Source organism: Mycobacterium sp., assembly GCF_035653355.1.
Taxonomy (GTDB): Bacteria; Actinomycetota; Actinomycetes; order Mycobacteriales; family Mycobacteriaceae; genus Mycobacterium.
In genome coordinates, this window is record NZ_DASRBZ010000517.1 from 1 (window position 1) to 6483 (window position 6483).

Genomic DNA, 6483 nt, shown 5'->3' on the forward strand with positions numbered 1-6483 from the left:
CGCCGTCGACCCGCAGGACGCCGGGCCGCACGATCTCGGCGGCGTCGACGTCGAGCAGCCCAGCGGCCTTGAGCGTCAACACGGCTCAGATCACCGGCTCCCTGACGCAGTCCAAGTACGTGGCGCCGCTGTCGGGCACCTTCGGCTGCTTCCACGCCTCGATCGGGAACGACACCGTGATCAGCGACTGCATCAGGTGCATCAGTGTGCGCGCGTCGTCGGGCAGGTCATCGAGTGGGAACTGGTCGCAGTAGGCGATCACGTCGTCGAGGTGGGGGAACGCCGCGTCGTAGAAGGCCTGCATCTCGGCCATGGAGGAGGATAGCCGCTTGGCGTAGCGTTCTGGCTCAGTGGCCAGAGCCCAATCCAAAAACGGCTCCAGGTCGGCGAATTCAGCGGGCAGAGCCATTGTTCCGGTACTCCTTAACGTAGTCTCCGGTCACCTTGTGCAGGTGGCGGAGCAGGATTTCCTGATCACACAGCGGGAATTCGCGGACCACTTTGGTGCCGATCATGGTTTGGGTGGCCTCCAGGGTATTGGCATCCTGCAGTGCATACTCCTTGAATGTCACCGCGGCCAGCTCCTGGGCTAAGCGCTCGCGCGCGTTCCTAGGCGGCACGAAGTAGAGGCTGGTTTCGAAGATGTGCTTGTCGACGGCGGTCGGCCAGTAGTGGTAGGTCAGATACCAGCCAGGTGCCCAGATCAGCAGCATGAGGTTCGGGAAGAAGTGCCACGAATCGATACCCCACTGCGGGGCTCCGGTCGGGTTGATGCCGGGCGGCAACTGGTCGAGCTTCTGGATGACGTCCGGGCGGTCCCACGGGCCGAAGAGCCCGCTGCGCAACTTCCGGTCCATGGGCTTCACCATGTTCAGGTCCGGCGGCGGGGCCTGTCCGCCCCAGGTAGAGATCATCGCGTGCGGGCTTGCTAATTCGTAGTACAGCGCCTCGAAGCCGTGCTTGATGATTTTGGCGGCTTCTTCTTTGGTGTACTGGCCCTGGTGCAGTACGGGGGCATGGTAGAACTCGGCGAACGCGTCGATGAACAGCTTCCAGTTACTGCCGACTTCGGCGCGGTAGGTGTAGACCTCGGTCATCTCGTGGAACGGGTAGCCCTCGATGCCCTTGGCCAGTTGACCCAGGTATTCCCTCAGCGGCTGCGCGTCGGCGTCGAGGTTGACGAAGATAAACCCTTCCCAGACCTCGCAGCGCACCGGGACAAGCCCGTACTGGCTCTTGTCGACGTCGAAGAACTCGTCCTCTTGTTGGATGAAGGTGAGCTCGCCGTCGAGGTTGTAGCGCCAAGCGTGGTACTTGCAGGTGAACTGCCGGCAGGTGCCCGCGGTTTCCTCGTGTGGATAGTCGTTCCACACCAACTTGTTTCCGCGATGGCGGCACACGTTGTGGTACGCCTTGATCGACCCGTCTTTGGTCTTGACCACGATGACCGACGTACCGGGGCCGGCCGAGGGCAACTCCTTGGTGAAGTAGCTGCCGGTGCGTGGTAGCCGCTCCACTCGACCGACGTTGAGCCATGTTCGCTTGAATATCGCCTCGCGCTCGGCTTCAAAGAATTCGGGGTCGATCGAATCGGTGTAGTCGATGGGTGCGGTCCCCAGTTCGGGATAGTTTTCTGTCCAGCTTCCCGCAGCTGGTTTCGGGAAGTGTGCCACGGTGTTTACCTCTCTCGTTCCACTTCGACGCCAAAAGTGTTCAGCGCCATCGCCAGTGCGGTGTAGCCGCCGATGGTGAAGATCAAGTCCATTCGCTGCCGGTCGTCGAGTCGCTCGCCGAGTGCGGCCCAGGTCGCATCCGACAGGTTTGTCTTCTCGTCGAGCTCGTCGACGGAGGCGAAAACCGCGCGGTCGAACTCGTCGGTTGCTTCGCCGGATCGCGCCGCCGCGATGTCGTCGTCGGACAGCCCCACCCGCTTTCCAAGAGCCACGTGGTGTGTCCACTCGTAGGCGCAGCCGCGCCGGTGCGCGACCCGCAGGATGACCTGCTCCCGCACCCTGGGCGGCAGCGTCGACTTGGTCAGCAGATACCCACCGAATCGAAGAAACGCGCGCGCCAACTCCGGATGGCGCGCCAGCGTGGCCAGGAGGTTGCCGGCATCGCGCGGATTGCGGCGATCCTCCGGGAGCATGTCGGCGAGCGATCGCTGCACGGCCTCATCCCACTGATCCGCCGGCAGCGGTTCCAGGCGCATCCGGCCGTCCCCTCTCAGATACCGAGAATCATATTCTCATTTCGAACTAATAGACTTGCACGATTCGGTGAATTGGTCAATGCCGGCGCTCAACCAGCCGTTTTGCCGGCGCCAGCCGTCCAGCAGCGCGCCTCCGCGGCGGCGGTCGCACGGGGCAGATGTTGATTCTCGTCCTGCGAGAAGATAGTTTTCAAAGGTAGAGAACTCCAGGCGGAACCTTGGGGCAGCGGACCCGCGTCCGAGCGAAAGGAACGGCGATGAACAAAGACGACATGATCCTGATCAGCGTCGATGATCACACGGTCGAGCCGCCGGACATGTTCAAGAACCACCTGCCGAAGAAATACCTCGACGACGCGCCCCGGCTGGTGCACAACCCGGATGGCTCGGACACCTGGCAGTTCCGCGACACGGTGATCCCGAACGTGGCGCTCAATGCCGTGGCCGGCCGCCCCAAGGAGGAGTACGGGTTGGAGCCGCAGGGGCTCGATGAGATCCGGCCCGGCTGTTACAACGTCGACGAGCGGATCAAGGACATGAACGCCGGCGGCATCCTGGCCTCGATTTGCTTCCCGTCGTTCCCGGGCTTTGCCGGGCGGCTGTTCGCCACCGAGGACCCGGAATTTTCGGTGGCGTTGGTCCAGGCCTACAACGACTGGCACATCGAAGAATGGTGCGGGGCCTACCCCGCCCGGTTCATCCCCATGGCGTTGCCGGTGATCTGGGATGCCGAGGCGTGTGCTCAAGAGGTGCGGCGCGTCTCCAAGAAAGGGGTGCATGCGCTGACCTTCACCGAAAACCCAGCGGCGATGGGTTACCCGAGCTTCCACGACCCGTACTGGAACCCGCTGTGGAACGCGCTGTGCGACACCAACACCGTGATGAACGTGCACATCGGGTCATCGGGCCGGTTGGCCATCACCGCACCCGACGCGCCGATGGACGTGATGATCACGCTGCAGCCGATGAACATCGTGCAGGCCGCCGCGGATCTACTGTGGTCGCGGCCGATCAAGGAATACCCGGATCTGAAGATCGCGCTGTCGGAGGGCGGTACCGGCTGGATCCCGTACTTCCTCGAGCGGGTGGATCGGACGTTCGAGATGCATTCGACGTGGACCCATCAGAACTTCGGCGGCAAGCTGCCATCCGAGGTTTTCCGCGAACACTTCCTGACCTGCTTCATCAGCGACCCGGTGGGCGTCAAGCTGCGTGACATGATCGGCATCGACAACATCGCTTGGGAGGCTGACTACCCGCACAGCGACTCGATGTGGCCGGGGGCGCCGGAGGAGCTGTGGGACGTCGTGGCCGACAACAACGTGCCCGACGACGACATCAACAAGATGACCCACGAGAACGCAATGCGCTGGTACTCGTTCGACCCATTCAGCCACATCTCCCGTGAGCAGGCGACGGTCGGCGCGCTGCGCAAAGCCGCTGAGGGGCACGATGTTTCGATTCGGGCGCTCAGTCACCACAAAGACAGGTCAGGCTCGTCGTTCGCGGACTTCGCAGCCAACGCGAAAGCGCTGACCGGCAACAAGGACTGAGGCGCCCACCGGGTCTTGTTCCGGTGACCTGCGGCGAGATTGCGTTCAGGGTTGTGATTTTCGCCGATTCACGACCATCACCGCAATCTCGGTGCATGAACTGACCAAAGGAGACTTAGCAGTGCCCGGCGGTGGGATGAACTTCGAGCTGACCGAAGACCAGGAACTGATCCGACGGTCGGTGGCACAACTCGCGCAGAAGTTCGACGACCACTATTGGATGGAAAAAGACCAGGCGCACGAGTTTCCGACCGAGTTCTACCGCGCGATCGCCGACGGCGGCTGGCTCGGTATGACGATTCCCGTCGAATACGGCGGCCACGGTCTCGGGATCACCGAAGCCACTCTGCTGGCCGAAGAGGTCGCCAAATCCGGGGGCGGCATGAACGCCGCCAGCGCAATCCATTTGTCGATCTTCGGTATGCAGCCGGTGGTGGTGCACGGGTCCGAGGAACTCAAGCGCCGAACGCTACCCCGAGTTGTCACAGGGGAACTTCACGTCTGTTTCGGAGTGACCGAACCCGGTGCAGGACTGGACACCTCGCGCATCACCACGTTCGCGAAGCGCGCCGGGGATCACTACGTGGTCAACGGACGCAAGGTGTGGATCTCCAAGGCGCTGGAATCGGAGAAGATCCTTCTGCTCACCCGTACCGAGGCCCACGATGACCTAATAAAAAGAGGGGCCAAGAAGACCGACGGGATGACGCTCTTCCTCACCGATCTCGACCGTGCCCGCGTCGACATCCGCCCGATTCCCAAAATGGGCCGCAACGCCGTCTCCTCCAACGAGTTGTTCATCGACAGCCTCGAGGTACCGGTGGAGGACCGGGTGGGCGAGGAAGGCAAAGGATTTCAGTACATCCTCGACGGCTTGAACCCCGAACGGATGCTGATTGCCGCTGAAGCACTCGGCATCGGGCGGGTCGCGCTGGACAAGGCGGTCAAGTACGCCACCGACCGTGAGGTCTTCGGCCGCCCGATCGGCATGAACCAGGGCATCCAGTTCCCGCTGGCCGACTCGCTGGCCCGGCTGGATGCGGCTGAACTGATGTTGCGTAAGGCCACCTGGCTCTACGACAACGGCAAGCCGTGCGGCCGGGAAGCCAATACCGCCAAATATCTCTGCGCCGAAGCAGGATTCACCGCTGCCGACCGCGCACTGCAAACCCACGGCGGCATGGGCTATGCCGAGGAATACAACGTCGCGCGCTACTTCCGCGAGGCCCGACTGATGAAGATCGCGCCGATCAGTCAAGAGATGATCCTGAACTACCTGGGGTCGCACACCCTGAAGCTGCCGAGGAGTTATTGATGAGCCGGTATTTCGATTTGTCCGGCCGCGCTGCGCTGGTCACTGGCGCCGCAGGCGGGATCGGCTCTGCGGTCGCGGAGGCCCTGGCTGACGCGGGTGCGGCGGTGCTTGTCACCGACGTGGACAAGGACGCAGCAGCTGCTGTAGCAGAAAGGATTTCATCGTCGGGACGACGCGCCGAGTCTGCCGCGCTCGATGTCGCGGATCGCGAAGCGGCCGACGCGGCGGCCGCCCAGGCGGCTGCGCTTGCCGATGGCAAGCTTCACATCCTGGTGAACAACGCGGGTTTGACGCGGCCGGCGATGTTCGAGAAGACCACTTCGGAGTCGTTTCGGTTGTTGTTCGACATCCATGTGATGGGTGCGTTCAACTGCACACAGGCCACGCTGCCCTACATGCCGACCGACGGCACCGGGCGCGTCATCAACGTCACGTCGGCCGCGGGCATCACCGGAACCCTCGGCCAGGTCAACTACTCCGCGGCCAAGGCGGGCATCATCGGTTTTACAAAATCCTGCGCCCGTGAGTTCGCCACAAAGAACATCCTCGTTAACGCACTGGCGCCGCTGGCCGCCACGCCGATGACGGAAACGATCCGCACCAACGAGAAGTTTGCGGCCAACATGATGAACCGCATCCCGCTCAAGCGCTGGGCCGAACCGGACGAGATCGCCGGAGCCTTCGTGTTTCTCGCCTCCGATGCCGCGTCGTACATCACCGGGCAGGTGCTTCCGGTGGACGGCGGCATGGTGATGTGATGGACCAAGCCCGGGCGCCACTGGCCGGCATCACGGTGGTGGCACTGGAACAGGCGGTCTCCGCCCCGATGTGCACCCGGGTGCTCGCCGATTTCGGTGCCCGCGTCATCAAAGTCGAGAACCCCAACGGGGGAGATTTCGCCCGTCACTACGACGACGTCGTCAACGGGCTTGGCGCCCACTTTGTCTGGGCCAACCGCGGCAAGGAGTCAATCACCCTCGACTTGAAAACGGCGGCGGGCCTTAACATTCTGCACCGGCTGCTCGACCGCGCCGACGTGCTGGTGTCCAACCTCGCGCCCGGCTCCACAGGCCGGCTGGGAATCGCGCCGGGAGATCTGGCCGTGCGCCACCCGAAGGTCATCGCCGTCGAAATCGACGGCTACGGCTCGGGTGGTCCACTTTCGCACAAGCGCGCCTACGACCTTCTTGCACAAGCGGAATCCGGCGCCTGCGCGGTCACCGGTTATCCCGGCGCACCGGCCAAGCCCGGGCCGCCGGTGGCCGACATCAGCACCGGGCTGTATTCGGCGCTGTCGATCCTGGCCCTGCTCTACTCCCGAGACTGCGGTAACGACGCGTCGGGTAGTGCGGTCAGCGTCAGCCTGTTCGACACCATGACCGATCTGATGGGGTATCCGCTCACCT

General features: G+C 63.2%; 7 protein-coding genes. 4 read left to right on the top strand and 3 right to left on the bottom strand.

Annotation, left to right across the window (positions count from 1 at the left end):
* Positions 1–85: 85 nt before the first annotated feature.
* Genes VFA16_RS17760 through VFA16_RS17770 form a run of 3 tightly spaced genes read right to left on the bottom strand, consistent with a single transcriptional unit; the run spans position 86 to position 2209 of the window.
* Positions 86–409 (bottom strand): hypothetical protein, encoded by a 324-nt coding sequence (locus tag VFA16_RS17760; RefSeq protein ID WP_324969082.1) that lies wholly within the window; start codon positions 407–409, stop codon positions 86–88.
* The gene (locus VFA16_RS17765; protein ID WP_324969083.1) at positions 393–1673 is read right to left on the bottom strand and encodes an aromatic ring-hydroxylating dioxygenase subunit alpha; all 1281 of its coding nucleotides are present in this window, start codon (positions 1671–1673) and stop codon (positions 393–395) included. Before VFA16_RS17765 ends, VFA16_RS17760 begins: the two co-directional genes overlap by 17 nt.
* A gap of 5 nt (positions 1674–1678) precedes the next feature.
* Complete coding sequence (locus tag VFA16_RS17770) at positions 1679–2209, bottom strand: carboxymuconolactone decarboxylase family protein (RefSeq protein WP_324969084.1); 531 nt, start codon at positions 2207–2209, stop codon at positions 1679–1681.
* Between the two features lie 257 nt (positions 2210–2466).
* Between VFA16_RS17770 and VFA16_RS17775 the strand changes: the two genes are divergently transcribed.
* From VFA16_RS17775 to VFA16_RS17790, 4 genes are all read left to right on the top strand, one after another.
* Entirely contained in the window at positions 2467–3762 is a 1296-nt protein-coding gene (locus VFA16_RS17775) for an amidohydrolase family protein (RefSeq protein ID WP_324969085.1), read from the top strand.
* A 136-nt stretch (positions 3763–3898) separates the two neighbouring features.
* The gene (locus VFA16_RS17780; protein ID WP_324969088.1) at positions 3899–5077 is read left to right on the top strand and encodes an acyl-CoA dehydrogenase family protein; all 1179 of its coding nucleotides are present in this window, start codon (positions 3899–3901) and stop codon (positions 5075–5077) included.
* On the top strand, positions 5077–5835 hold the full coding sequence (locus VFA16_RS17785; protein ID WP_324969086.1) for an SDR family NAD(P)-dependent oxidoreductase: 759 nt from the start codon (positions 5077–5079) through the stop codon (positions 5833–5835). The genes VFA16_RS17780 and VFA16_RS17785 overlap by 1 nt, the downstream gene beginning before the upstream one ends.
* Positions 5835–6483, top strand: a 649-nt coding sequence (locus VFA16_RS17790) for a CaiB/BaiF CoA-transferase family protein (protein ID WP_324969087.1), incomplete at its 3' end; no start/stop codon positions are given. The genes VFA16_RS17785 and VFA16_RS17790, both read left to right, overlap by 1 nt.

Bases quoted from the DNA above. Each gene is read 5' to 3' on its own strand.
- VFA16_RS17760 (WP_324969082.1), bottom strand. From the start codon at position 409: ATGGCTCTGCCCGCTGAATTCGCCGACCTGGAGCCGTTTTTGGATTGG.
- VFA16_RS17770 (WP_324969084.1), bottom strand. From the start codon at position 2,209: ATGCGCCTGGAACCGCTGCCGGCGGATCAGTGGGATGAGGCCGTGCAG.
- VFA16_RS17775 (WP_324969085.1), top strand. From the start codon at position 2,467: ATGAACAAAGACGACATGATCCTGATCAGCGTCGATGATCACACGGTC.
- VFA16_RS17780 (WP_324969088.1), top strand. From the start codon at position 3,899: ATGAACTTCGAGCTGACCGAAGACCAGGAACTGATCCGACGGTCGGTG.
- VFA16_RS17785 (WP_324969086.1), top strand. From the start codon at position 5,077: ATGAGCCGGTATTTCGATTTGTCCGGCCGCGCTGCGCTGGTCACTGGC.